This is a genomic window from Methylophaga sp., assembly GCF_965655755.1.
Taxonomy (GTDB): domain Bacteria; phylum Pseudomonadota; class Gammaproteobacteria; order Nitrosococcales; family Methylophagaceae; genus Methylophaga.
The window spans coordinates 50,371-51,704 of sequence record NZ_CBFHHW010000018.1 but is presented as its reverse complement, the minus strand read 5'-3'; the positions used below and the strand labels follow the sequence as shown (position 1 = coordinate 51,704).

Here is a 1,334-nt window from a genome sequence, read left to right as displayed (position 1 = left end):
GTGTAACGTAGTGGACCAAAGCCATTTTAGGTCCAGCACTTCTCATGGATATTCCCCAACGTAATTGATCGTTATTTTTAGGTCGGGGCGGTGCTTTTACAAGCATGTGATGAAGTTGTTCATCACGACTGTACACAATATCTACATCCAACCCTTCTCGTACATCCGCCATTCGTCGAGCAATGACATTGCTATGAGGATATTCAAGTCCTTCCCAGCGAAGAATCATGTCTCCCTCCTGTAAGCCGATGTTGGCAGCAAAACTGTCCTTACTATGGATTTTATTGATCTTGCTGCCTTCGAACACATGGTTAATATTGACTCCCCAGCTACGATAATAAGGGAATCCCTGGTGATCGAACTGCTCACCGTCTGGACGACGAAAATAATAATCTTTAAAGCCGAAATAATAGTTGTGAAGACCTGACTCAGCTTGCCGACCATAATGTAAATACCAAACATTACCGTATGTATGACCGAGACCATTACCAATGGCTTTCAGGTTTAAACGCCATTTACCATCTTCGCCTTTATCGAAAGTGAAAGGGTCACAACTTCGATTATTCAGTTTGTGTAGTAAAACAGCTTTTTGACCATCTTCACTATATACAATACGGTCGATGTCACAGCTGAGATACCGTTTGGCAGAATTATCCATTTGTGCAGGTGACACAACCATTCCCGCCATAAACTCCTGAGTTTCAGGCGTATATATATCGAGGTCACTACGACCGTTACGTGCTCTCATGGCATTCAATAGCCGTTTCAAGGTTTCTTCTGGTGAGTCAGCAGCCAATACGTCATTTTTATCAACGGAAAAAATTGTCTCTTTACCGACACCGATCTTTGCATCAGATCTCGCACCTGCACCAAAACTCCCCTGGAGACTGCTTGGATCAAACGCTTTACCGCTGTTTGCTTCTTCAGCACGAATGCGAAGTAATTCACTAGTAGCAAAAACGCCATCAGCGACGCGACCCAAACGAAAAAATGGCACCATTTGACGTTTCTCGATGTAGCCGACAAAGGCATCAGTAAAAACAGGTTCAAGATTGCCAGCGACTTCCAGCCTGACCTCATCGTTATGGGTATTGATAACCAATAATAAACCGTGTTTTCCTAGACTCTGGCTACCAACCTTACTGTTGTTAAACACCTTATAAGCTTGCCAGTCAATATTGGTATCTTCTTTCCAGGTCAAAACACGATAGTCGATGTCATACTTTTCAAGCATCATTTGGTGATAGCTCGAAATATGTTTTTCTTCTTCTTCCGTGAAGATTTCCGCCTCATCAGTGATTAGGTCCAAGGGTGTGATATTTTCTGTATCTTCC

General features: G+C 43.0%; 1 protein-coding gene. It reads right to left on the bottom strand.

Translation table 11 applies throughout. The annotated features are described in order from the left end of the window. A partial coding sequence (locus tag ACTF5U_RS07600; protein WP_438971036.1) for a TPM domain-containing protein occupies positions 1–1,334 on the bottom strand: 1,334 nt, incomplete at both ends.